At 41.0% G+C, this 24203-nt stretch carries 20 protein-coding genes and 1 tRNA gene; 8 read left to right on the forward strand and 13 right to left on the reverse strand.

What is annotated here, in order from left to right:
* Positions 1-15: 15 nt before the first annotated feature.
* Genes EZ437_RS07230 through EZ437_RS07240 form a run of 3 tightly spaced genes read right to left on the reverse strand, consistent with a single transcriptional unit; the run spans position 16 to position 5593 of the window.
* Positions 16-759, reverse strand: a complete 744-nt coding sequence (locus EZ437_RS07230) for a ThuA domain-containing protein (protein WP_131594634.1) — start codon at positions 757-759, stop codon at positions 16-18.
* 42 nt (positions 760-801) lie between these two features.
* Positions 802-2829 carry a TonB-dependent receptor gene (locus tag EZ437_RS07235; protein ID WP_131594636.1) on the reverse strand — a complete coding sequence of 676 codons (2028 nt, stop codon included), beginning with the start codon at positions 2827-2829 and terminating at the stop codon, positions 802-804.
* A gap of 49 nt (positions 2830-2878) precedes the next feature.
* Complete coding sequence (locus tag EZ437_RS07240; protein WP_131594638.1) at positions 2879-5593, reverse strand: outer membrane beta-barrel protein; 2715 nt, start codon at positions 5591-5593, stop codon at positions 2879-2881.
* Between the two features lie 264 nt (positions 5594-5857).
* Between EZ437_RS07240 and EZ437_RS07245 the strand changes: the two genes are divergently transcribed.
* Both EZ437_RS07245 and EZ437_RS07250 read left to right on the forward strand, forming a co-directional pair.
* On the forward strand, positions 5858-8077 hold the full coding sequence (locus EZ437_RS07245) for an NADP-dependent isocitrate dehydrogenase (protein ID WP_131594640.1): 2220 nt from the start codon (positions 5858-5860) through the stop codon (positions 8075-8077).
* Positions 8078-8201: 124 nt separating this feature from the next.
* Positions 8202-8636, forward strand: coding sequence for a hypothetical protein (locus EZ437_RS07250; RefSeq protein ID WP_131594642.1), 435 nt, complete (start codon positions 8202-8204; stop codon positions 8634-8636).
* Here EZ437_RS07250 and EZ437_RS07255 read toward each other — a convergent pair.
* Positions 8626-10449 carry a DNA polymerase III subunit gamma/tau gene (locus tag EZ437_RS07255; RefSeq protein WP_131594644.1) on the reverse strand — a complete coding sequence of 608 codons (1824 nt, stop codon included), beginning with the start codon at positions 10447-10449 and terminating at the stop codon, positions 8626-8628. The genes EZ437_RS07250 and EZ437_RS07255 overlap by 11 nt on opposite strands.
* Positions 10450-10678: 229 nt before the next feature.
* Here EZ437_RS07255 and rpsF point away from each other — a divergent pair, with 229 nt between their 5' ends.
* The 3 genes from rpsF to rplI are packed head-to-tail and all read left to right on the forward strand — an operon-like array spanning position 10679 to position 11755.
* Positions 10679-11038 carry a 30S ribosomal protein S6 gene (gene rpsF, locus EZ437_RS07260; protein ID WP_131594646.1) on the forward strand — a complete coding sequence of 120 codons (360 nt, stop codon included), beginning with the start codon at positions 10679-10681 and terminating at the stop codon, positions 11036-11038.
* Entirely contained in the window at positions 11038-11301 is a 264-nt protein-coding gene (rpsR, locus tag EZ437_RS07265; protein ID WP_131594648.1) for a 30S ribosomal protein S18, read from the forward strand. Before rpsF ends, rpsR begins: the two co-directional genes overlap by 1 nt.
* Positions 11302-11311: 10 nt before the next feature.
* Complete coding sequence (rplI, locus tag EZ437_RS07270; RefSeq protein WP_131594650.1) at positions 11312-11755, forward strand: 50S ribosomal protein L9; 444 nt, start codon at positions 11312-11314, stop codon at positions 11753-11755.
* 24 nt (positions 11756-11779) lie between these two features.
* Here rplI and EZ437_RS07275 read toward each other — a convergent pair whose 3' ends face one another.
* Positions 11780-12853, reverse strand: a complete 1074-nt coding sequence (locus tag EZ437_RS07275; RefSeq protein WP_131594652.1) for an acyltransferase family protein — start codon at positions 12851-12853, stop codon at positions 11780-11782.
* 128 nt (positions 12854-12981) lie between these two features.
* On the opposite strand from EZ437_RS07275, the gene mtgA reads away from it, so the two are divergent.
* Positions 12982-13707: a monofunctional biosynthetic peptidoglycan transglycosylase gene (gene mtgA / locus EZ437_RS07280; protein ID WP_131594654.1), complete on the forward strand. Its 726-nt coding sequence runs from the start codon at positions 12982-12984 to the stop codon at positions 13705-13707.
* A gap of 27 nt (positions 13708-13734) precedes the next feature.
* On the opposite strand, the gene EZ437_RS07285 is transcribed toward mtgA, so the two are convergent.
* Complete coding sequence (locus EZ437_RS07285; RefSeq protein ID WP_131594656.1) at positions 13735-14214, reverse strand: ABC transporter ATPase; 480 nt, start codon at positions 14212-14214, stop codon at positions 13735-13737.
* A gap of 51 nt (positions 14215-14265) precedes the next feature.
* Here EZ437_RS07285 and EZ437_RS07290 point away from each other — a divergent pair, with 51 nt between their 5' ends.
* Complete coding sequence (locus EZ437_RS07290; protein WP_131594658.1) at positions 14266-14748, forward strand: hypothetical protein; 483 nt, start codon at positions 14266-14268, stop codon at positions 14746-14748.
* On the opposite strand, the gene EZ437_RS07295 is transcribed toward EZ437_RS07290, so the two are convergent.
* From EZ437_RS07295 to EZ437_RS07305, 3 genes are read right to left on the reverse strand one after another with little or no spacing between them, the layout of a single operon-like run.
* Positions 14714-15511: an MBL fold metallo-hydrolase gene (locus tag EZ437_RS07295; RefSeq protein ID WP_131594660.1), complete on the reverse strand. Its 798-nt coding sequence runs from the start codon at positions 15509-15511 to the stop codon at positions 14714-14716. The genes EZ437_RS07290 and EZ437_RS07295 overlap by 35 nt on opposite strands.
* Positions 15501-16301, reverse strand: a complete 801-nt coding sequence (locus tag EZ437_RS07300; protein ID WP_131594662.1) for a (Fe-S)-binding protein — start codon at positions 16299-16301, stop codon at positions 15501-15503. Before EZ437_RS07300 ends, EZ437_RS07295 begins: the two co-directional genes overlap by 11 nt.
* 38 nt (positions 16302-16339) lie before the next feature.
* The gene (locus EZ437_RS07305; RefSeq protein WP_131594664.1) at positions 16340-17635 is read right to left on the reverse strand and encodes a (Fe-S)-binding protein; all 1296 of its coding nucleotides are present in this window, start codon (positions 17633-17635) and stop codon (positions 16340-16342) included.
* Between the two features lie 212 nt (positions 17636-17847).
* On the opposite strand from EZ437_RS07305, the gene EZ437_RS07310 reads away from it, so the two are divergent.
* Positions 17848-17920, forward strand: a tRNA-Phe gene (locus EZ437_RS07310).
* 252 nt (positions 17921-18172) lie between these two features.
* On the opposite strand, the gene EZ437_RS07315 is transcribed toward EZ437_RS07310, so the two are convergent.
* From EZ437_RS07315 to EZ437_RS07330, 4 genes are all read right to left on the reverse strand, one after another.
* Positions 18173-19105, reverse strand: a complete 933-nt coding sequence (locus EZ437_RS07315) for a ThuA domain-containing protein (protein WP_131594666.1) — start codon at positions 19103-19105, stop codon at positions 18173-18175.
* A gap of 378 nt (positions 19106-19483) precedes the next feature.
* Positions 19484-20605 (reverse strand): alpha/beta hydrolase-fold protein, encoded by a 1122-nt coding sequence (locus EZ437_RS07320; RefSeq protein ID WP_131594668.1) that lies wholly within the window; start codon positions 20603-20605, stop codon positions 19484-19486.
* Positions 20606-20647: 42 nt separating this feature from the next.
* Positions 20648-21058, reverse strand: coding sequence for a 3-keto-disaccharide hydrolase (locus EZ437_RS07325; RefSeq protein WP_205942660.1), 411 nt, complete (start codon positions 21056-21058; stop codon positions 20648-20650).
* Between the two features lie 38 nt (positions 21059-21096).
* Positions 21097-24132 (reverse strand): PVC-type heme-binding CxxCH protein, encoded by a 3036-nt coding sequence (locus EZ437_RS07330; protein WP_131594670.1) that lies wholly within the window; start codon positions 24130-24132, stop codon positions 21097-21099.
* Positions 24133-24203: the final 71 nt, after the last annotated feature.

Below are 24203 nucleotides of genomic sequence, written 5' to 3' on the forward strand. Positions count from 1 at the left end.
ACGCTGCTGTGGCGCCTACTTTTTCTCCATTTTACTATCGCCTATGGCATATTGAATGCCGCCAAGCAGATGGTTGAGATAAAGGGGATCTTCGTAAGATTCTTCTACGTGGCCAAGTTCGGTATAAAAAGCACGTCCGCCGTCAAAATCATGGTACCAGGCCATTGGATGTGGCTCGCCGTTTTTGCCGCCTTTGTAGGTAGTTTCGTCTATGGTGATCAGGACTTTTAAATCCGGATTGATGTTTTTAAAGTTGTACCATTCATCTTTTCTGTTCCATACCTTAGGAAGGTGCTTGGTAGCAATGGTGTTTTGGTTGACGACGTTTAATGCAGCCATCTGTTGCTCAGGATGGCTGATAAAATAAGCCCCTACCAGTTTGCCATACCATGGCCATTCATATTCTGTATCTGTAGCAGCATGAACGCCTACAAAACCGCCACCTTTTTTGATGTATTGTTCAAAAGCACTTTGCTGGGCTTCATTGAATACATCTCCTGTGGTATTTAAAAATACAACTGCAGCATATTGCTGTAGGTTTTCAGTAGTAAATTTGCCCGCATCTTTAGTGGTGTCTACCTCAAGCTTGTTCTCTAGTCCAAGTTTCTGAACGGCTGCTATTCCTACTTTAATGGATGAATGATAGAAGCCTGCGGTTTTGGAAAATACAAGGATGCGTTTCTTTTTTGCAGAAACGGAATTGCTGGAAAATAGCACCAATACGATGGCGATGAGGGATATATAAGCAGTTTTGAACATTGTGTTGTAATTAATTTGGTTGTGAGGACTAATATAAGGTTTTTATTTGCTGAATTTAATTGCCAGGCCTGCATAAAAATTTCGTGACGCAGCGGTATTGTAGTACCTGCCTCCAAATGCGTTGAGGTCATTGCCAAGGCTGTACTTTTGGTTGAGCAGGTTGTCTGCACCGGCATAGATTTCCACAGGGATATTTCCGATCTTCAGGTTTTGCCATCCGATTTTAGCTTGTGCCAGATGGTATTTCTTTGCATACACGGTATTGGCATCATTGAGCGGAATGCTTGAAGTGTAATTGTGTTGGATGAAAAGGTAAAACCTGGCTGGCAGTTGGATATCGGCACTACTGATCACCGTATTCTTTGGGACACCTGTGAGCTCATTTCCTGTATGGTCATTGGTCAGATCGATGTAGTGGTCGAATGTAAAACGGCTCACAGTATAGGCAGATTTAAGTTGGAGCCGCCTGATCAAACAGCTGTTATTTGTCTCTATGATATTGTAAGAAAATGCTGCCTCCAGTCCGGGTTGTTTGGTACCTCCGGAATTGACAAAATATTCAGTGCCATTGTCATTAGCACGCCTTACTATTGCGTTTTTAAGGTTGTAGTAAAATGCAGTCAGGTCTATATTTAGTTTGTTGTTTAAAGTCTGGTAGTGCAGGCCGGTTTCATAGTTCCAGCCCAGTTCAGGCTGCAGGTCTTTATTGATCACATTGTCTGACGACCTTACCTCTAATAGGGTTGGTGGTGAATAGCCTTTGCTTACAGATGCCCTTAGGGAAAGCTGCTCAGTAGCTAAATAAGAAATTGCAGCTCTTGGCATTAGCTGCGGATCAAAGGTTTTATAATTGTATTTGTAATAGTTGGCACTTGTTGATAGTTCGACTAGTAATTTTTCTGCAACATCGACGCTTAACTGTGCGTAAGCAAAGTTGGAATTGGCAGCCAGGTTGTCTGATGCCTGCAAGGCCCCGGGTACGCCCCGGTTGTTGTCATAATTGTCAAAATCGGTAGTGGTCTTCATGCTTTCCAGACCAATGTTTAACTTCCAATTTGCCTGTCCGGTGGATTTGCCATATTCCAGATAAGAGCGCACACCAATGGTAAACTCTTTCCTCGTTTCGTAATTGCTAATAAAGGGATTTTTGAAATCTGTGTAAGAAGAATAAACAGAGATTACATGTTTGAAGTGCTCGCTGATCTGCCAGTTATTTGAAAGGCCTCCAAATAGCGTCTTGCTGTAGATGCCTGCCTTTTGCTCGATAGCACTTTTTGCAGCACCTGCAGCTGGTCTGGATAAGCGTGGGTTTGCGGCATATTGTGCTTCGTTTAAACCTCCGGGAGTATTATAGTGAAGATCGGAGTAGAAAGCCAGCGCTTTTAAGCTTGCGTTGGGCAGGTAATTCCATTGATGAGCTGTCTGAAAGAATTTTCTCTTCATACCGCTATGATCACGGTAACCGTCGCTTCTCTGAAAGGCCTGGGTGATATTAAAGGAATATTTATCTGACTGCTTATTTAAGCTCAGGTTTTCGCGAAACGCGCCAAATGAACCTCCTTCAAGATTTAGTTTGATCAGGTTACTTTCGGGCAGGCTGCCTTCGGGTTGTAGCAATACTACCCCTGCAGAATTAGCGCCATATATACTACCCTGCGGGCCTTTCAGTACCTGCAGCTGCGATACTGCCGAAACATCGACGGCATTGAGGTAGCTATTGCCACTTGCATCCGTGAGTGGAAAATCACCATAGTAGATCTTAACATTCCGGATGCCAAAAGGTGACCTGAGCAAACTTCCCCTGATCGACAAGCGATAACTACCTGGCGACCGTTCTTCCATACGGATACCCGGTATTGTATTTGCGACGGCAACAAATGAATTGCCGGGTTGTTTGTCAAGGATTGCTTTGTCAACCAGACCGACGGTTCCAGTTGCCCTGATTAATGGCTGCTGGGCAAAATAAGGCTTGATGATGACTTCATTTAGTTTCTTTATGGTATCCTGCACAGTTTGTGCTTTACTTGTAAGGGCCGTCAATAACAGGCAGGCCGTGAAAATCTTCTTCATGTTAACCCAAAGCTAAAGTTAAAGAGCCAGATTTTATGCGTGTATCATGCTATTTACTTTTGTAGATGTTCAACTTATACTGAAAATTGAGTAAGAAATAGCGCTTTAAGATCTCTCCTTCTGAAATGTTTACAGAATTATTGTTGGCATACCTGTATACGGAGATATTTTGGTCAAATAGATCATAGACTGAAAGCTTCAACTGGCCTCTGTCTTTTTTTAGCATTAGCACAGAGACTGCCAGGTTCAGGATATTGGCTGTCTTTTGAAACCCATTTGAGATTTGGGGATTGTAGCTATAAGCATAACGGCCGTCAAGAATGATACTTTTAGGCCACTTTAAGCTTACGTCGGCACTTAGCGTATGGGTGTAAGTGTTGACAGATTTGTAATCAACCTCCTGGTAGGTAGTGATGGTGTTGTTAAGGTTGTACTTGGTGTTGATGCTGATCAACTCATTGTAGTTGAAATTGACGCCCTGGCCCAAAGTTACATAGTAGGTATTCCGGGTGCCTTCGTCTGCATTGAGGAAAAAGGCGCTGTGTTCAAAATTTCCATACAGAGATGCATTTAATCCGACTTGCCAGTTCTGTGATTTTTTAAACTGCTTGCCGATATTGCCTGAAAAATAGGTGCGCAGGCCACCATTTCTGTTGACACTGGTAGAAGTGGTGACACCATTGGCATCGATGGTAGTTTTCTGGACAATATTGTTGTCAGAGATCGTTATCCCAGTATATGCATTGATATTGAACTGCTTGCTGTGGTTATATTTATAAATGTTGGCTTCCACATTGTGGCGGCGGCCTGGTTTCAGATCGGGATTGCCTATGGATTTATAGAGCTGGCCATATTCTCTGACAATGGGCTGCATCTGATCGATCTGAGGGAGTTCAATGCTTTGACTGTAGCCGATGCCATAGCTATCGCCGTCGATTTTCAGGGAGGGGAAGAAATTGAGGTATTTGCCGTAAATATCGGCCACGTCATTGCTGAATTTATTTCTTACATGCTGCAGCTCTGCGTTTATGCCTGCCCTTAGGGTAAACTTGTCGCTAAACTTGTAACTGAACTGTGGCCCCAGGCTTTGTATAAATGTATACCTGGTAAGCGATGAACTTTGATTGGGGAGCAGGACGCTGTAGGTGCCAGATTGCAGACTTTTCTCGTAGGTGAATAATTGATTGGAGTTGTCGGAATAGCTGGTATTCGTGTTGACTTCAGCAGTGAGTTTCTTGTTGAGCGGTCTGGTGTAATTAAGGCCCAGATTTGCCGAACTTTCTCTAATGTCTTTGTCTGCATAGCGGTCCTGTATCTCAGAATTAATAGCGCTGATATAGGAGGTAAGGTTGCTGTACTGATAATTATCGGCTAGTGCTTTGTTTAGTGTAATACTATGGTTGAAATTCATGCTTTCACCATAATGCTTGAGCCTGCGGTAGTAATCAAAACGGTGACTGAAGTTGCGCCCTGTTCCATTGTCTGTATTGTCACTCGTATTGTCATTGAGCTTCGGAGTTTGGGAATTGAATGAACTGTTTACACTGTTTAAGGTGTTTTGATCAAGATTATAATCAAATTTAGGTTCATATCTGAACCTCGTCAGGGTATCTGGATTCCACTCCACCAAGCCATTTATTGCATGTTTTTTATTGTCGTATATACCCTGGTAATTAGATAAAGAGGTCAACTTGGTTTCTGGCAAAGTTTGTTCTTCAAATGAATTTCCGGTGCTTCTGGTGACATTGTTTGTATAGAAATACATGAGGTTCATCTTTAATTTTTGGCCGTAATCGTTATTGATATTGAAACCGGCAGATTTTACTTCTTCCAGGCCTCCCCATCCCCTGCCACCAAACGTGCCGTCCCAGATCTGACTTCCTCCAGACCGGCCGAAACCACCCATGTTGTAAAGCTCATCTGCAGTAAACCCTGTTTTATTTAGGTTGTTGCCAAGAGCAATCAGGCTGACCTGCAGGGTATCCCTGAAGTTGCTGATAATCCCGCCTGCTTCATACCTGTCCCTGGTACCGCCACCTCCATTGATCTTTGCGAGTGTGCTCTTTTTGATTTTACTCTTGAGTTTGAGGTTGATGATCTTGTTGACCTTAGTTGAGCTGATCTTATGATCGGGGTCATTTTCACGGTCGTCATACACCTGGATTTTATCAATCATATCTGCATCGAGGTTCTTAGTGGCCACTTTAGGATCTGACCCAAAGAATTGCTTTCCGTCAATCAATAATTTGCTGATCGCTTTTCCATTTACCTCAATGGAGCCATCATTGTTGACCTGCACGCCGGGAAGTTTCCTTAGTAATTCTTCTACCACTGCATTTGGCCTTGTTTTGAAAGCCTCGGTGTTAAATTCAATTGTATCTTTTTTTATAACTACTGGTGATCTTTCGCCGTGTATGACCACTTCGTCCAGGCTTTTTCCTGAGATGAGTACCTGTCCAAAATCCTTTGTCTCACCTGCTTTCAAGTCAAGGATTTTCCGGATGGTATTGTAGCCTATATAAGAGATGATGAGTTTTGTAGCCCTGTCTGACGGAATGCCACTTAGCTTAAAGCCTCCGGTTTTATCTGTCAGCGTATAGGATATGAGCGTAGTGTCCTTTGCGTTTACTACAGCTACTGTAGCGTATTCCAATGGTGCTTTGCTGGCAGAATCAGCAAGGATGCCCTTAATAGAAACCTTATTTTGAGCGTATGAGCCAACAGCTAAGAATATTAGCAGGAGGGAAGCGGTAATTTTTTGCATAGATTGGAGAGCGGTACTGACCGTTTTATAAATATTTGGTTTTATCTGACAAGGATCGGGATTTTAATGATGTAGTGTTGTTAATGTAATGTTAAAATTTGCCTGATGAATGTTAAAAAAACAAATATGCTAAACTAAGTAGGCGGATATAATTTATTAAATTCATCTGTTTATCCTATCTTTAGGCGATTTTAACCAAAAGCAAGTTTATCATAAACCAGCTGCTTTTATTTTTTTCATTCATATAATCGTATTTATAAAAATATGTCAAACACATCAAAGATTATCTATACTAAAACAGATGAAGCGCCAATGTTGGCTACCTATTCATTATTACCGATTGTACAAGCGTTTACAGCTTCGGCAGGTATTGATGTAGAAACAAGGGATATTTCATTAGCCGGAAGGATTTTGGCAAACTTCCCTGAATTTTTAAAGGGAGACCAAAAAATTGGAGATGCTTTGACAGAATTAGGCCAACTGGCAACTACACCAGCGGCAAATATTATTAAACTACCTAATATCTCTGCTTCGATCCCGCAGTTAGCTGGAGCGATTGCTGAGTTGCAGACTCAGGGATTTGCGATTCCGGACTATCCGGATAATGCGCAGACTGATGAAGAAAAGGCGATTAAAGCCAAGTATGCTAAGGTGTTAGGTTCTGCTGTTAACCCAGTTTTGCGTGAAGGCAACTCAGACCGCAGGGCACCTAAAGCAGTAAAAAATTACGCAAAGGCCAATCCTCATTCTATGGGTGCATGGTCAGCAGATTCAAAAACAAAGGTTGCCACTATGACTGAAGGTGATTTTTATGGTTCAGAGCAGTCCGTTACGGTAGTGGATGCTGCTCAGTTTAAAATAGAGTTTGTAGCTGCTGATGGGGTTGTATCCGAACTAAAAGGTTTGTCGCCATTGAAAGCTGGAGAGATAATCGATAGTTCTGTTCTAAGCCTTTCTGCATTAAAATCTTTTGTGGCAATGGCGATTGAAGAAGCGAAAGCGGCAGGAGTATTGCTATCGGCGCATTTGAAGGCCACAATGATGAAGGTTTCTGATCCCATTATTTTTGGTGCCATTGTGGAGGTTTACTTTGCAGAGGTGTTTACAAAATATGCAGACCTGTTTGCTTCGCTAAATGTCGACACAAGAAATGGGCTTGGCGATGTATATGCTAAGATTGCGGGTAATGAAAAAGAAGCAGAAGTTAAAGCGGCTATCGAAGCGGCAATTGCCAATGGGCCTGCGCTGGCCATGGTTAATTCGGACAAAGGTATTACCAATCTGCATGTGCCATCTGATGTGATCGTAGATGCTTCAATGCCGGCTATGATCCGTACATCGGGCCAGATGTGGAATAAAGATAACAAACAACAGGATACGATTGCCATTATTCCTGATCGTTGCTACGCAGGTGTTTACACTGCCACTATCGATGATTGTAAAGCAAATGGAGCATTTAACGTGACCACTATGGGCTCTGTACCCAATGTTGGGTTGATGGCACAAAAAGCAGAAGAGTATGGTTCTCATGATAAAACTTTTCAGGCTACTGCAAGCGGAACAATCCGCGTAACAGATGCTTCAGGTAAAGTTTATTTCAAACAGACAGTAGAAAATGGAGATATTTTTCGCATGTGTCAGACTAAAGATGCACCAATTCAGGACTGGGTTAAGTTGGCTGTAAACAGGGCTCGTCTATCTGCAACGCCAGCAGTTTTCTGGCTGGACGAAAACAGGGCGCATGACAGAGAGATCATTGCAAAGGTGCAAAAATACTTGAAGGATCATGATACTGCAGGCTTGGATATCCGTATCCTGGCACCGATTGAGGCGACTAAGTTTACTTTGGAAAGAATTCGCAAAGGCGAGGACACGATATCCGTAACCGGAAACGTATTGCGTGATTATCTGACTGATCTGTTCCCGATTCTGGAACTTGGAACATCAGCAAAGATGTTGTCTATTGTACCGCTGATGAATGGTGGAGGACTGTTTGAAACTGGCGCTGGAGGTTCAGCACCAAAACATATAGAACAATTCCTTGAAGAAGGTTACCTGCGCTGGGATTCCCTTGGTGAGTTTTTGGCTCTTGCGGTATCTTTGGAGCACCTTGGTCAAACACAACATAATGCAAAGGCATTGGTGCTGGCGGAAACATTGGATGCCGCAACTGAGAAATTCCTGGCAAATGATAAATCACCTGCACGTAAGGTGGGACAGATAGATAACAGAGGTTCTCACTTTTACCTGGCCCTATACTGGGCAGAAGGCCTTGCTGCGCAAACAAAGGACACAGAGCTTCAGGCTAGATTTATACCCCTTGCTAAAGCTTTGGCAGAAGGCGAAACGAAAATAGTAGGAGAGCTTATTGGAGCCCAGGGTAAACCACAAGATATCGGCGGATATTATCATCCTAATGATGACCTTGCCTTTGATGCTATGCGCCCAAGCGGGACATTTAATACTGCACTGGCAAGTTTATAGAGGTCAGTTTAAACGATTGAAAAGCCCATTTGCTATTGCATTTGGGTTTTTTGGCTTTCAGGCCTTTTTTAACTCAAACAAATGCTGATTTGATACTGTTATACTGCTATAAAATGTAACGGTTATGAGCACAAACGACAACAAGCCTGCAACAAACAAAGTGGCAACTGATAAACTGCATAACTCTGATCTGGGAGAGACCATAGATTTTAATAACCTTTCTTTTGATGAGGATAAAAATACTTTTGAGGTAGATGTGAAGGGTCCTGATAAAGATTATGATCATCCATTTCCATATGAAACACCTTCTGATAATGGAGCTGACTTTAATTCTGACTATGATGAGGCCAATCCTTATATCGGCGATGAATATACAAAGAGGGAAAACAAGATAGAAGGAGGACTGGACGCTGTAGGGATGCACATTGACAATGGTGAAATTGTAGCCGTTGACCCTGAAGATGAGCTATTGGCACGTACGCCGGAAGACGAAAGAACAGATCTGGATGAGGAAGGCTACCCAGTTAATGACCAGCCGGATAAACCGGTCAGGAGTTAACCTCGAGGTTGAACCTTTTGCGCATTTCTTCCAGCTTTGGGTTCTTTTCTATGAGATATTGATACTTTTCGGTATTGGTATATAGACGGTTTACGATGGTCCGGGCCACTTGTTTGGCTTTGATAGTTATATTAAAGTTTCGAAGGCTAGGTCGTAAGAAATTAAGCAGGTCAATTAATTCTTCCTGGAGCTGCTGCTCTTGAATCTTATGTTCTACGTGGACAATGATCAGTTCGGGTGTCTCCAGTATAGGCTCAGAGGCTGTCAGTATCGTATACACATTTATTTTTCCATCCTCTTTAGCTTTTTCGGCATATTGTTTCCAAAGCGATAAAAATTTTTCAGCAGTAAAAGCTTCTTTCGCATCACCAGTAATGAATTTGGGTTCGTTGTCATCCTGGCCACTGGCTTTACGTTCAAGATCGGTTAAAGAGGGTATCATGAATCCAACATTTGGAACGGTGATTTGCTTAATAGCAATTTTTCCTGTTGGTGCAGTGCTGCCAGATGGTGGCGTAAGGGGGATATTCCTGGTAAAATCACCTGTTGATGTCTCAGGTGCTTTTGGTTCTGGTTTTGTTTCGTTTATTAGGGGCTTTTCTATCGGAATAGCTCCGGGTTGCTGGGTATTCGCAGTTCCTTCGGAACTTACACTAGTTTTTTTTTTAATCTGCTCTTGGTCAGTTGTAGTATTATCAGGCTGTTGGGATAATTGCAGAACAGATGGGATATGACACATTTTGATCAATGCCAACTCTACTTGTAACCGCTGATTTTTGCTGTTTTTGTAATTCAGGTCGCATTGATTGGCGAGATTGAGTGCGGTTAGTATAAATGAAACCGGTGTCTGCTGACTTTGACTTATATATTTTTGCCGGATGTTTTCACTGACCTCCAATAGCTTCATGGTCTGTGGGTCTTTTGCTACCAGCAAATTGCGAAGGTGACTTGCCAGGCCATTTATGAAATGGTTACCATCAAATCCATTATTTAATATTTCATCAAATAAAAGCAGCGTATTGCTTACGTCTATAAAAGTAAGATGTTGTATCAATTTGAAATAATAGTCGTAATCGAGGATGTTGAGATTGTCGATCACAGATTTATAAGTCAGGTTTTTGTTGGTATAACTTACAATCTGATCGAACATAGAGAGTGCATCTCTAAGGCCGCCATCAGCCTTCTGTGCAATAATGTGCAATCCATCGGCTTCTACTGCAATGTTTTCGCGCTGCGCGATCTTGTTAAGGTGGTTGGCAATGTCATCTACCTGAATTCGGTTGAAATCGAAAATCTGACATCTGGATAAAATAGTAGGCAGGATCTTGTGTTTTTCAGTAGTAGCCAATATAAATATGGCATAGGAAGGAGGCTCTTCAAGCGTTTTTAGAAATGCATTGAAGGCATTTGCTGAGAGCATGTGTACCTCATCTATGATGTAGATCTTATATTTTCCTGCCTGTGGCGGTATACGCACCTGTTCAATTAAGCTGCGGATATCATCTACTGAATTATTTGAGGCGGCATCAAGTTCATGAAAGTTGAATGAATGGCCTGTTTGGAACGAGATACATGAGTCACATTTGCCACATGCTTCCTGTTCTGCTGTAAGGTTAGTACAGTTGATTGTTTTGGAAAGTATACGTGCGCAGGTAGTTTTACCAACACCACGAGGCCCGCAAAATAAAAATGCCTGTGCGAGCTGGTTATTTTTGATGGCATTTTTTAAAGTACCTGTAATGTGGTGCTGTCCAACAACGGTCTCAAACGTTGCCGGGCGGTACTTACGGGCCGATACTATAAAATTTTCCATTCGCCAACGAAATTAGAAATTTTTTAGCTAGCTATAGGAGTTTGTGGAAAATAAATCGTCCATTGCGGAATATAGCGGGTTTGTAACCTCTGTTCAAAGATTGACTGCCGGGATTAATTATCGGTTTTCAAAGCTGTAAACTTTTATTATCTGTTTGATAAATAGAATATTATTGTTACTTTTGCAACCCGCAATTAGAGCGGATTAATTAAAAAACAAATAAATAACAATGAATCAGTACGAAACTGTTATCGTTCTAACCCCGTTGTTGTCAGATGAAGTAGCTAAAGAGGCGATAGCCAAATTTAGCAAGATCATAGCTGACAGCGGAGCCGAAATTGTTCAAGAGGACAATTGGGGTTTGAGAAAATTAGCGTATCCGATTGAAAAAAAAGCAAGCGGATTCTTCCACCTTACAGAGTACAAATCTTCAGGTGAATTAATTAGTAAATTAGAATTGGAGCTTAAACGCGATGAGCGTGTGCTACGTTTCTTGACCATTAGATTAGACCGTCATGCGGTAGCATATAATGAGAAAAAACGCAGTGGGGCTTTCAATAAAAAACCTAAAACGGAGGCTGCAGTATAATGGCAAAGGATCAAATACAATATGTTACTGCTCCAAAAGTGGACGATAACAGAAAGAAGTATTGCCGTTTCAAAAAGAACGGAATTAAATATATTGATTACAAAGACGCAAATTTCTTATTGAAATTCATCAATGACCAGGGTAAATTATTACCACGCCGTTTAACCGGTACTTCATTGAAATTCCAACGTAAAGTGGCTCAAGCGGTAAAACGTGCACGTCACATTGGTTTGTTGCCTTTTGTTGCTGACCAATTAAAATAGGAGCTGAGAAATGGAAATTATTTTAAAACAAGATATCAAGTCCCTAGGGGAAAAAGATGATATCGTTTCTGTAAAGCCAGGATACGGCCGTAACTACCTGATCCCTCAAGGATTTGGCCAGTTGGCTACTGCTTCAGCTAAGAAAGTATTAGCAGAAAATTTAAAGCAGGCTGCTTTTAAACAAGATAAAATTAAGAAAGATGCTGAAGGCATTGCGCAACGTCTTGCTGACGTGAAGCTGTCTATCGGTGCTAAAGCTGGTGAAACAGGTAAGATTTTTGGTGCAGTAAACACTATTATGATTGCTGATGCATTGAAACAACAAGGTTTTGATGTTGACCGTCGCCGTATCACTTTCGAAACTGAACCTAAATTTGTTGGTGAATATGTAGCCAACTTAAACTTGCACAAAGAAGTGAAAGTTAAAGTTCCTTTCGCAGTTGTAGCTGAATAATAACAAACTCTTGTTAACAAGATGTTAAATGCCGCTCTGTAAGAGCGGCATTTTTGTTTTTAGGCTTTTGAATGTTTTCTTACCAAGCGCTATAAAGGGCTTTTCTATAAAAATATTGGTAACCAGGGCCAATGCAATCGAGATCAATAACGCTATTAAACAATGTAGGCCCACGTATATTGTCCCTGTATAGTGTACCATTGTCTGTTGAATCAGGAATCCCCAAAGATAAATGCCGTATGAAATATCATACCTTGGCCGTAACTTAACCACTGACTTTCTTGAACTGATATAGGTAATTACTGAGCAAAAGGTGATCATTAACACAATCTGTGCATATGGACCACCTTTGCAAAGAAATAGGAATATCCCTGCTATCAACAATACGTATAAATTGATCACCAATTTGTCTGCATTAACAGCCAGTAAACATCCAAGAGCAAAAGACATAGGGAGTAAGCTAATGTCTGGGTTGATCCCCAAAAATGCGAATAAAATAGGGGTTTCTAAAAGCGCATCACCAATAACAAAGGCGATAGGTATGTTTAGATAGTATTTGTTGAACCTTCCTAGTAATAGAAATGTCACCAATAAAAAGATATAACACCCCATTTCATATTTAAGGCTCCATAGTGAACCATTTACGGCATGAGGATAGGGATTACTTGCAAAAAGTCCTGGTAAATAGTATTCGGTATTGAAAATCAAGTTGTTGTATATATATGAAAAACTGTTAAGACCAGAAAAGTAATCTATGGTACTCAAAGTAGTTAGGAACGGTCCGAAGATGAAGACGGTGATTAATAACAGAAATAAGAGTGCAGGGATAATCCTGAAAATTCTTGATATGACGAAATATACACCATTCTGCTTGGAAAGATAGCTGTTGGTGACCACGAGTCCACTAATGAAGAAAAATGCTTTGACGCTAAGTGACCCCGAATAGGTAAAGGGAAAAAAATAGCCTATCGGATCTGCCCAGTGACCCGAAAGGCCGTTTAAAACTGGACTATGGCCTATTATTACTAAACAAGCAAGTATAATACGTATTAAGTCGAAATTGTTATTTTGTTTAAAAAGTAATTCAGATATTTTCATTCTGATTAGAAGTTGGCGGGCTCTTAGATTGTGTTTTGTGTAAACTTAACTGAAATGTAAATAAGCTCCACAATATATGGAAATTGACTGAATTTTGTAGTTCAAAAGGCGTTATTATCTTTGCAGGAATGAAAAAGGGGAATAGTAGAAAAAAAGGGAACAGTAAGTCGCCCGTGTTTAAAAAGATCACAGCAGTAGTAACAAGAGTTTTCCTCTGGTTTTTGATGGTAACAGTGCTTTGGGTGCTTGTATACCGTTTTGTAAATCCCCCCATTACATTATTGATGATCCAGCGAAATATCGAACGAAGCAGTGAGGGTAAGTCTTCAAAGATGGAGAAGGAATGGGTAGATTTTGAAGATATATCTGATAATATGAAACGTGCGGCGGTCTCTGCCGAAGATCAGCTATTTCTAAAGCACATAGGATTTGATCTGAAGGCCATCGAAAAGGCATTTGAAACAAATAAGAAGGGCAAGAAGATTAAAGGAGGAAGCACTATATCTCAGCAGACCGCAAAGAATGTATTTCTCTGGCCTGGACGTTCATGGATTAGGAAAGGGTTTGAGGCTTACTTTACCTTGTTGATTGAGATTTTCTGGAGCAAGGAGCGTATCCTTGAAGTATACTTAAATGTAATAGAGATGGGTGACGGAGTATACGGAGCGGAGGCTGCTGCTCAGGAGTATTATGGTAAATCATGCCGTAAAATGACACGTGGACAAGCTGCGTTGATTGCCGCATGTTTTCCTAATCCAAGGAGATGGACGCCAAAGAAGGCTACTACATATATAAGGCACAGGCAATACCTGATTATGAGAAATATGAGAAGGCTGGGGCCGCTGGATTTTTAAGATTCCTGAATAGAGATAAAGGGATGGTTACAATAGATGTGCAAATACTTTGCTGTGCCAGCTTTGCTCGAATGGGATTTCCCACTTGGTTTCAAATTCCTGTAATGTCTGTACAAGGTTGTTAAATACAGTCGTTTTAGGGCCTACTGCCTTAATATTTACCAGGGTTTCAAAGTCTTCTTTATTGGTTACGATCACTTTACCGTCGATTTTATAGGCAATGTTAAATCTGTTGAACAGGTCAATATTGTATGTTTGTTCGAGGTCCTTGATGATGCGGACCGATGAATCGATAGAACAACCAGTGACACCAGCGGAGGCTTCGTCAACAAAAAACACAATAAAAAAGTTGTATAAAACTTCGGCTTTCGCAGCTAATTGATGGCCATGTGCTTTCCATTGAACCGTAAAATCGTTCAGTTTTTGCTGGATTTCTTTTACTTCCTCATTGCTGAAAGCACGGTTACTTTGGTATACCCAAACTCTGGATTGTGGAGAAAAACTCATAATCAAAAATACAAAATTATTTATACTTGATCATACTAAAAAATTAACCTGATGAAGAAGTTTACATTAAACATAAAAATGTGCCTCTCATTAATGATGTGCTTGGTTTTTATGGCCTTCTCAACCGCGATGAACCTGGACGAGCAAACTGTATTTATTCAGAAAATGCTGATGGAGCACTATGATGAAAGTGCTAGCCCAGTACAAATTAAACGCTATGAAATAAATGTTACTAACACTGGTTTTTGTCGGTATAAGCGATTTTTTGCGAAAGGGAAGGTAGAGTATTTTTCATTTAATCTGCTGAAATTTAAAGACCTAGATTATTATGGGAACGATAAAAAAGGCACATTGTTGATCCGTACACTAGGGGATGATGTAATTGTTCAAACCTATAATGATAAAGAAGGGGGGGATATTGACAGTATGGCGTCTTATATGTCCATTCCCTTAAAAAACATTGAAGCACATGATCTGATTTCTATCTCAGAACGGATGGTTAAAATGAATGCGCTGCTATTGGCTCAAAAATAGTAAGCACCTCAGTTTCTTCATGTCTGGAGGCTACCAGAATCTCTGTGTCGCCTGCATGCTGTTTAAATAGTTCAAGTACCAGTTGCGGATCATTGTTATCTTTTGATAAGTGTGATAGCAATAGGTGAGTCATGAATTTTGGCTTGTGGTTAATGAAAACTTCCAGTGCCTGCTTATTGGATAAATGGCCTTTTCCTCCGCTGATGCGTTTTTTTAAGAAATATGGATAGGCACTTCTGCTTAATAGTTCATCATCGTAATTTGCTTCCAGGAAAGCTGCATGGCATTGTTTAAAGTGATGTATCAGTGGTTCACAGGCCATTCCTATGTCTGTAAATACGCCAACTTTTGTGGTTCCGCAGGCTATAACAAAACTATGTGGTTCTGAAGCATCATGTATTTTTAGAAATCCGGTTACTGTTAGCCGGCCTATTTGGACAGGTTGATCGCTATAAAGAGGCTTGATTAAGTCTTGTCGCAGGTTAAATCTGCAGCCATTTAATGTTCCTGAGGTAACGTGAACAGGGAGGTTATATTTAGCAGCCAGGGTGCACAGGCCTTTTACATGGTCAGTATGTTCATGTGAAATAAAAACTGCCCTGACCTTCGTCATCGACAAACCCAACCTGAGCATGCGCTTTTCTGTTTCCCTGCAGGAGATACCTGCATCAACAAGTATGGCATCTTCCTCATTGGCTATGTAATAGCAATTGCCATTGCTGCCCGAATTCAGCGAAGTAATATATAGTGTATTACAATCCATTAGCCCTTACGGTAATCTCTGCTATGTCTAATACTTCTACATTTTGCTCCTGGTCTTTAAGCTTTATGCCATCGCTCAACATAGTCATGCAAAATGGACAACCCGCGGCAATAACCTGAGGTTGTGTTTCAAGGGCTTCTTCAATTCTTTCAATATTGATGTCCTTATTGCCTTTTTCCGGTTCTTTGAACATTTGTGCGCCACCGGCACCACAACATAGCCCATTGGATTTGCAACGTTTCATTTCAACAAGTTGTGCATCCAACACTTCAAGTGCTTTCCTGGGAGCTTCATAGATCCCATTTCCACGTCCTAAATAACAGGGGTCGTGATAGGTGATTTTTTTGCCTTTAAAACTTTCTCCGCCTTCGGCTTTTAATTTACCCTCGTCAATCAGTTGCTGAATCAATTGGGTATGGTGTATGACTTCGTAACTGCCGCCCAGGCCCGGATATTCATTTTTGATGGTATTAAAACAATGGGGGCAACCGGTTATAATTTTTTTGATGTTGTAGCCATTCAGGACTTCTATATTGGTCATGGCCTGCATTTGGAAAAGAAACTCATTTCCAGCTCTTTTTGCCGGATCACCGGTACAGCTTTCTTCGGTGCCAAGAACAGCGTATTTTATGCCTACGTGGTGTAGGATCTTGCAGATATCGCGCGTAGTTTTTTGTGCACGTTCGTCGTAACTTCCTGCACAGCCTACCCAAAACAATATCTCTGGTTCTTCTCCTTTTGCTATCATTTCTGCCATTGTAGGCACTTCAAAATTTAGTTGCTCGCTCATCTTAACGTTCGCTTTAAGCTATAGTAGATTCGTATTAATTAACTTTCTTTGGCCCAGTTAAACCTGTCGGCCGGAGAATACTTCCAGGGTGCACCATTGTTTTCTATGTTGCCCAGCATGCCATTGATACTGGCAGGCGACTGAGATTCCTCCATTACGGCATAACGTCTCAGGTCTGTAATAATGGCCAACGGATCAATATTTATTGGGCAGGCCTCAGTACAGGCATTGCAACTTGTACAGGCCCATATTTCTTCTCGGGTGATATAAGTATCCAGCAATGATTTGCCGTCGTCAAAACCATTTCCAGTCTTGTCTATGTTTTTGCCAACTTCTTCCATTCTATCTCTCGTATCCATCATGATCTTACGTGGAGACAGGAGTTTACCAGTTATATTGGCCGGGCAAACGGAAGTACATCTGCCACATTCTGTGCAGGTATAGGCATTCATAAGGTTTACCCACGTGAGGTCATTTACATCCTTCGCTCCAAACTTGCCCGGTTCAGTGTCTTCCGGGGTAAATGAAGGGTCCAGCATTGCTTTCACTTCATTGGTTACACTCTTCATATTCGTAAACTCACCCTTGGGCTCAAGATTTGAAAAATAGGTGTTTGGAAAGGCAAATATGATGTGGAAATGCTTGGAATAAGGAAGATAATTTAAAAATGCAAATATACCAATGATGTGAAACCACCAGCAACCTCTTTCGATGGCCGTCAGGATGCCTTCAGAATCCGGTAGTAATCCCTGAAGATACTGGCTGATCGGAAATGCTCCTGCGTTGGTATAGTGCCCGGCTCCAAGTGCCTGTAGTTTCGCGTCTGCCGCATTCATAGTCAGGAAAGCGGTCATTAGTAATACTTCAGTGATCAGGATGTAATTAGCATCTGATCTTGGCCATTTGGTCATCTCCACTCCACTAAATCTTTGAAGTTTCAGAATGTTTCGTCTGACTAAAAATATGATACAAGCAAGCCATACCAACAGTGCCAGTATTTCAAACGAGCCGATCAATCCATTGTAAAGTCCCCCAAGGCCACTAAATATTCTGTGTGTACCAAATATTCCGTCTATCATGATCTCAAGCACTTCGATATTGATGATTACGAAACCGGCATACACGGCGAAGTGAAGCAGGGCAGGAACTGGGCGAAAGAACATTTTAGTTTGCCCGAATGCTACCTTAATCATGGTCATCACTCTTTTTTGCGGCTGATCGGTTCTATCGGTCGCTTTTCCTAAGCGGATGTTGCGGATTACTTTTTTAAGATTATAGCTAAACAAGGCAATTGCTGCCAACGTCATCGCTATAAATATAATTTGTGATGCCATATTTGGATATCTCTTATAGTAGTTGCTAAGTTAACAGAAATACGTTGTAAGCTTTTATTATGCAGGTAATAAAGTTAAAAATTTAGAAGGGTTTTAAATAAAAGAGGTTTATTTTATGATTATTTTTAAAAAAGATTTTGTCATTCAAAAAAAGACACTACATTTGCACTCCCAACCGAGGGGAACGTAATAAGATACGTTGTAATAAAGATGGTACGGTAGCTCAGTCGGTAGAGCAATGGACTGAAAATCCATGTGTCGCCGGTTCGATCCCGGCCCATACCACTTTAAAAGCCCTAACTAATTAATAGTTAGGGCTTTGTTATTTTCATATTTTGTTTAAATCTCAGTATGGGCGATCAAGCGTAAAAGTTGGGGAGGGTTCACCATTGCATTTTTATGGTACCAGTAAAACGCTTTGTCATCATCAATAAAACCTTAAATGTTATAGTAAAGATGTGCAATGTTGTTTATGGAAAGGGCATAGCCTTAGCCAATTTTATGCCATTTGTTAGCGAATTGTCTATTTTTGTAACGCTATGGGTTCTTAGCCGGATAATCGGTCTCACTTCTGGTACTAACAATTTCTCCCGGAAAATTTTTAGGAACCTTATAGCTAACTTTATGCTTAGCCAGCCATTCTACCGTTCTTATTAATGTGGTTTGAAAACCAATACATCTGTAACTGATCGGATATTCTTCCCCTTTCCATAAATGCCCCATGCTTGAATTATATATATACCCTTTACCATATTTCACCACCCATTCTACCGGCCAATTGGTTTGTGTGGCCTCATCAAACGCATAAGACAATACTGTAACATTTTTTGCCGGCCCTCTGGCGTAGGTATATAGTTCCATAGATGGAGTTATCCATTTTTTCGGGTATCCTTTATTGATTTCGTGGCGATTTAAAATATGAATAACTGCATCAAATCGCTCTCCATGGCTAGTACTTTTACCCTCTCCCGGGGGTATAGCAATTATTTTCTTGGTGTCTTTGTCAATTTTCAGGGCATAACCTGTATCCTTGTTTCGCCATGCAAGCCCTATCATTTCATCATACTCTTTCCAGTGTGGAAATGCATTATTTGCAGAGTGTAAAATGTATAAACCACCCCCATCAGCAACAAACCTCTCTAGTTTTTGTTCTACTTTAGGAGGCCACCGTAAATTTTGATTAAAAATATTATTTGTATTCTGAATAATAACCTGATAGCCGCTAAAATCCGGATCCCAGAGCGTCAGGCTATCCTTATTAGTTGTTGCCGGCGCATGGGTTACGGTTACTTCGAAAAGTTTGCTCTCTCCTAATATACCTTTAGTCACTGCAGTAGTCTGTTTCCAATCGTGATTGCTGTACCCATCAATTATTAATACGTTAATTAATGTTTTTTTAGTGCTTTGCCCATGAGCATTCATCGTAATGCTTAGCAAAAGGATGAGCTTAATATAATTATTAATGACCATAACTTAGATAGTTAACACTCGCTTGTTCATCAAAGCTATGTAAAAGGCAAGCGCTATCCAAACAAACATTTTTTACTTATACTTCTCATCAATATCTTTGGATAAACCTCGGGGATGGAGATAATTATTTTGAAAAAAGATTTTTATGTTCAGAAAAAGACGTTAAACTTGCACTCCCAACCGAGGGAAGTATGGCTAAGAAACATGCTTAAATAAGATGGTAAAGTAGCTCAGTCGGTAGTGTAAGGTAAAACCCGTATTAGACCGTTGCTTAAATATAAATTTTTGCATTAAATACTGGGAATATCGTATTTCTGCTCATAAGTATAGTGCTAGTAGGTTATGATTACCCAACCGCTTAGGTAATTTTCAGATCTCTTAGTTTCTAAACAACAAAGGCGCAAGTTCATGCAGGCTGCGCCGCCAAGTTTGAAACTCGTGAGCGGTATTTGCCGATACGTACGAAACCGCATTATAACCAGCTGTTTTTAGTGCTGATGCAGCATTAATGACACCATCAGGCTTTTCTTTACTTCCACAACTCATAAATATCAGTTTAACCTTAGGTTTATTCTTCAATTCCTCGGGCGTGTAGGTGCCTCCGCTAAGCAGTGCGAAGTAATCAAATAACTCAGGCTTATTCAATGTAATGGTGTGCGTTTCCATGCCTCCCATAGATAGGCCTCCCATAGCGCGGTGAGTTTTATCGGCGTATGTGCGAAAATTTGCATCAACGTAAGGAATCAACTCATCAGTTAAAACAGTTTGAAACGGCTCTATTTTAAAACTTCTTATTCCGCCAAATTTCACCTCATTGGTCATACCATATGTCATCACAATAATAAAAGGCTTGATCTTACGTTCGGCCAGTAAATTATCCATGATCAGGTTGGCATGGCCTTGGTTACTCCAAGCCGTTTCATCTTCGCCCCAGCCGTGCTGTAAATACAGGACGGGATAGCGTGTTGATTTTTCCTTGTCATAACCCGGTGGGGTGTACACAAAAGCACGGCGCGAGGTATTTGTGCTTTTTGATGGGAAAAGTATCTGCTGTACATGACCGTGGGGCACATCCTTCAGTGCGTAAAATTCCTGATCTGCCGCAGGTATTTCTATCCCGCTTTCCCAACGGGTGGATCCATAAAAATTTAATGTCCCGGGATCATTGAATATGCCGCCGCCTATAGTTAGATGATAATAATGGAAGCCTTCATCCATGGGGCCTTCTGTGGTGCCTGTAAAAAAGCCATCTGCTCCTTTAATAAGTTTGGTTCCACCCCTGCCACCAAGGCCTAAACTCACCCTTACGCTATCGGCCTGCGGGGCCTTTACCCGAAACCGGGCATAGCCTTGTGAGTTTACCTGCGGATAATCGTGACCAGGCTGATTCACTGACGACGGTTTAAAGTCTTCTTTGATAGTTGTTGGCGATACTTGAGCCTGGGCGGCAACTGCCATGCCTATCACCAGCGCAATCATACTGATATTTTTGTTTGTCATCTTCAATTATTTTTTTACACGTTTATGTAGTGCGTAATTTGCTTACTGTTTTGCAGGCATTGCAGTACTTCTGTACTGGAAACCGCTGTTAGTGCCATTTATTTTATAATCAAATTTAACTTCAAAGTCTTTTACTTTGCCAGCGCGCCAAATCAGAAAATTATTTAGTTTAACTACTTTTTCAGGAGTAGTTTCGCCAACAATTTCGCCGTTCTCTGCACGCCAAAATGTTGGGTCGCCATCCCATCCCTTTAATGTTTTTCCATCAAAAATAGACACAAATCCTAAGCTATCATCTTTAACATAGTTTGGATAAATACCGCCGCCGCGTCCGGCAGCTGGGCGGTTTTGGGGCGCCGCTTGACCTGTGTTTTGTGCCTGCACTGTATTTAATGCAGCAAAAAGAAAAAGTAGACTAGCAGAAGTTTTAATTAAATAACTGATATTTTTCACTTATCATTGTTGTTAACAGGGTGTTAGTTATAATTGGTTTATGACTTCTTTTTTAAGCTGCTTAAGTACTCCAACAAATCAGCTAACTCTTGTTTATTCATAGTTTTATCCAACCCTTCCGGCATTAACGATGTTTTCAATTCTTTAATTGATTTTACATCAGAGGCCTTTAGTTTTTCTGTTGTGCCGCCCGGGTATTTTACATCTACCTCTGTTTCTGTTTTACTGAATACAATACCCGTTACCATTGAACCATCTTTCATTGATATCTCAGACGTTTCATAACCGAAATTAATTCCGTTAGATGGGTTAACAATGTTTTCCAGCAATGCTTCTTTTGGCAGTTTTGAGCCAATTTCTGATAATTTTGGGCCAAAATCCAAGCCTGCTCCATTGACCTGGTGGCAAACAAAACAAGTTCTGGCAAATACTGCCTTGCCCTTAGCTGCATTTGCTTTACGGGCTGTTAACTCTCTAAATAGTGAAGAAAGATCTTTGCCGGTTGACGGAGGGGGAATGTTTGCCGTCACAGCACCACCTGGTCTTGGTCCCGAAGGCGCATTTGCTTTTAGCTCTGCCAATACATCTGCAGGTGTATTGGCAGCGGCAGCCAATTCCTGTACACGCACACGTCCACCTCTGCTTCGTCCAATTGCAGTTGCTGATAATTTACGAATTTCTAGGTTGTATTTGGTATCAAAAGCAACAGATTGTAATAAGTCTAACGATTCTTTAGTTCCAACACTGCCTAATGCTATCAATAAAAGTTTAGACTTTTCTAAATCATTACCGGCAAGCATATTGGTAATTAAAGACGAACCACCTGATTCGGTAAGTGCGGCCAATGATGTTCCGGCTATAGGCATGTTATATTTTTCAATAGCCAATTGCAACAGTTTTGGATTTTCTGAAGTAATCTTATACTGATCAATAATGTCAACATATTCTGGCGTTCCATATAATGATGGAAGAACTTCTTTTAATGTTTTTTGAACCGAAGCAGAACTGCCAACTGCTTTAGAATCCATATGCTTTAACACAAGCCTTGTAAAATCAGGAGTCTTGTTTTGAAGGTCGAGCATTTTTAACAGGTGAGTAGATTTAGCAGTACCTGTATTAAAATCAAAAGCACGGAAATAGCGTAACCTGTTTTCTAAAGGAGTTTTTTCATCAGATGCCAACTGCGACAAATAGGGCAGGGATTCATCTGTTCTGGCGCGCCAAACAATGTCTTTGCTTCCATCATCTTTAAGCGGATTTTTTACCTTTTTCAGGTATGCTTTAAAAAACTGGTCCCATTGGTTATCTGCTCCAATACCTAAAGCTTCAAGGTACCAACGATCTGTGCCTGAATTTTGGGCCGCTAGCGTTGCCCATAATGCAGGTGCATTTTGATCTTTGTTATGATGCAACGCAATAGCCAATTCTCTTTTGATCTGTGGATCAGCATCATTTATCATTTTGGCTACCGTACCGGCAACATCAAGCTTTAACTGCCTGGCAGCACGTAGACCTACAATTCTGATATTAGGGTCAGCATCTTTAATAGCCTGTTGTATGTAAGTGCTACCTTTGCCCGGCATTTTTACCAGTGCCCATAATGCCCTGGCACGTAATCTGGAATCAGCCGTTTTTTGTCTCCACAGCTTTTCTAATTCAGGTATGGCCCTGGTGCCCAATGCCTGTAAACCAACCCATGCTTTGTAGCGTACAGTTAAGTTGGCATTTTGTAATGCACTAACTAAACCTGCTGCACTATTAAAATCAAATACAGGAATGGTGTAGTCATTTTTTCCGATAGGGAATACTCTGTAAATTCTTCCCTTGTCTAAATCACCGGCCTGGTGCCCACCCACACCCGGATCATACCAATCTGCAATAATTAATGATCCATCAGGCGCTGCACATACATCTACTGGCCTAAACCATTGATCTGTTGGATCAGTTAATATGTTGGCAATAGTTGCAGTATATCCCGCACCTTTATTTGTAACCGGATAGGCACGAACCACATTATTTCCCGGTTCAGCATGTATCATTTGATTTTGATAAATTTTAGGTAACAGCGTTCCTTCATATACCATCATCCCCGAAGGTGAACCAGCACCTGTTGCTAATAAATTAGGCACTACGCCCGGATCATTTTGGTGCCAGTGCAACAGCGGAGTTTCTTTTTCCATATTTGTACGGGGTGATCTCCAGCTGGCATTGCTCATTTCGTCGTTAAAACCAAATTTGCCATACTCCATTACATAGTTAATACGTGTTGATTTGTTTCCATCATCATCATTATCACTTTGCCAAAGGGTACCGTAACTATCAATAGCTACTTCAAACATATTTCTGAAATTACTGGCAACAACTTCTACATTAGATCCGTCAGGGTCGCATCTTAAAACCATACCCTGGCGATATTTATTTTGATCAATAGGGTCACCATCCTGGTCTAACACGGGATTGTTATTTTTGTCCCGTATCTGTTTACCTTCGTTACCAAGGTTGAAATATAATTTTCCGTCTGGCCCAAAAGTAAAGGCATGTGCGCCATGGTCATGCTGTTCGCCGCCAATCCCCTGGAACATAATTTCTTTTCTATCGGCTTTACCGTCCTCGTTATCGTCATAAAAAGCCCATATATAAGGGCTTTGCGCTACAATCACGCGTTTACCTAAAACGCAAATACCCAGTGGGGCGTTCATTTCTGGTCCCTGGTAAAAAACAGTGCTTTTGTCCATCACACCGTCCTTATTAGTGTCTTCCAACATCATAATCCGGTCGCCGGTCGGGTTAGTTGGTTTTTTGGTTATATCAAAGCGATAATTGTAGGCTTCGGTAACCCAAACCCGTCCTTTTTCATCTACCGAAATGTTGGTTGGATTTTTTAGCATAGGCTCAGTTGCCATTACCTGTATGTCCAAACCGACAGCCGGCACCAGGCCATTAATTCCTGGCGATTGGATGGTTTTTTGCCTGGTTAATGAAGTGTATGAGTACAATATTGTACACGATGCAACAACCAGTGGAATTGATAGAATCTTAGTAAAATGCCTCCTTCTAAATGTATTCAGTTTCATGTTTTTTATCAATATTTTTAGGTATGCAGGTTTAGTGATCTTGATTTCGATTGATATCTAAATTATGGTAT

The sequence above is a fragment of the Pedobacter psychroterrae genome, assembly GCF_004331695.1.
Taxonomy (GTDB): Bacteria; Bacteroidota; Bacteroidia; order Sphingobacteriales; family Sphingobacteriaceae; genus Pedobacter; species Pedobacter psychroterrae.

Bases quoted from the DNA above. Each gene is read 5' to 3' on its own strand.
- EZ437_RS07245 (WP_131594640.1), top strand. From the start codon at position 5,858: ATGTCAAACACATCAAAGATTATCTATACTAAAACAGATGAAGCGCCA.
- EZ437_RS07240 (WP_131594638.1), bottom strand. From the start codon at position 5,593: ATGCAAAAAATTACCGCTTCCCTCCTGCTAATATTCTTAGCTGTTGGC.
- rpsF (WP_131594646.1), top strand. From the start codon at position 10,679: ATGAATCAGTACGAAACTGTTATCGTTCTAACCCCGTTGTTGTCAGAT.
- rplI (WP_131594650.1), top strand. From the start codon at position 11,312: ATGGAAATTATTTTAAAACAAGATATCAAGTCCCTAGGGGAAAAAGAT.
- EZ437_RS07300 (WP_131594662.1), bottom strand. From the start codon at position 16,301: ATGAGCGAGCAACTAAATTTTGAAGTGCCTACAATGGCAGAAATGATA.
- rpsR (WP_131594648.1), top strand. From the start codon at position 11,038: ATGGCAAAGGATCAAATACAATATGTTACTGCTCCAAAAGTGGACGAT.
- EZ437_RS07255 (WP_131594644.1), bottom strand. From the start codon at position 10,449: ATGGAAAATTTTATAGTATCGGCCCGTAAGTACCGCCCGGCAACGTTT.
- EZ437_RS07295 (WP_131594660.1), bottom strand. From the start codon at position 15,511: ATGGATTGTAATACACTATATATTACTTCGCTGAATTCGGGCAGCAAT.
- EZ437_RS07285 (WP_131594656.1), bottom strand. From the start codon at position 14,214: ATGAGTTTTTCTCCACAATCCAGAGTTTGGGTATACCAAAGTAACCGT.
- EZ437_RS07290 (WP_131594658.1), top strand. From the start codon at position 14,266: ATGAAGAAGTTTACATTAAACATAAAAATGTGCCTCTCATTAATGATG.
- EZ437_RS07305 (WP_131594664.1), bottom strand. From the start codon at position 17,635: ATGGCATCACAAATTATATTTATAGCGATGACGTTGGCAGCAATTGCC.
- EZ437_RS07230 (WP_131594634.1), bottom strand. From the start codon at position 759: ATGTTCAAAACTGCTTATATATCCCTCATCGCCATCGTATTGGTGCTA.
- EZ437_RS07330 (WP_131594670.1), bottom strand. From the start codon at position 24,132: ATGAAACTGAATACATTTAGAAGGAGGCATTTTACTAAGATTCTATCA.
- EZ437_RS07235 (WP_131594636.1), bottom strand. From the start codon at position 2,829: ATGAAGAAGATTTTCACGGCCTGCCTGTTATTGACGGCCCTTACAAGT.
- EZ437_RS07250 (WP_131594642.1), top strand. From the start codon at position 8,202: ATGAGCACAAACGACAACAAGCCTGCAACAAACAAAGTGGCAACTGAT.
- mtgA (WP_131594654.1), top strand. From the start codon at position 12,982: ATGAAAAAGGGGAATAGTAGAAAAAAAGGGAACAGTAAGTCGCCCGTG.
- EZ437_RS07275 (WP_131594652.1), bottom strand. From the start codon at position 12,853: ATGAAAATATCTGAATTACTTTTTAAACAAAATAACAATTTCGACTTA.
- EZ437_RS07320 (WP_131594668.1), bottom strand. From the start codon at position 20,605: ATGACAAACAAAAATATCAGTATGATTGCGCTGGTGATAGGCATGGCA.
- EZ437_RS07315 (WP_131594666.1), bottom strand. From the start codon at position 19,105: ATGGTCATTAATAATTATATTAAGCTCATCCTTTTGCTAAGCATTACG.